The 260-nt window shown below is 58.1% G+C and carries 1 protein-coding gene; it reads left to right on the top strand.

What is annotated here, in order from left to right:
* The coding region (locus ACPYOG_RS19860; protein WP_481295832.1) for a hypothetical protein at positions 1–260 on the top strand (260 nt) is incomplete at both ends.

Raw genomic sequence — 260 nt, 5'->3', positions numbered from 1 at the left:
CCTGCACCCTGTACCGTTGACGTCACCCTCACTTCGCCAGATGGTGATCGCGTCAGTGGGCACGCCCAATTCAAACATGGTTCAGCCACCGTGGATCTCCAGCTGGATAACCCGCAACTGTGGTGGACCCATGACCTGGGCAAGCCTTCCCTCTACCAGGTCGACATCAAGATCTGCGATAAGGACGCCAACACGATCGCTACTGATTCCGGCATGGCAGGTATCCGCACCATTGAGGTGGACTGCTCCCCCGACACAGA

Source organism: Leifsonia sp. HAY1-4F (genome assembly GCF_056755275.1).
The sequence above is the reverse complement of the archived record's forward strand: the minus strand, read 5'-3'. Positions and strand labels throughout refer to the sequence as shown.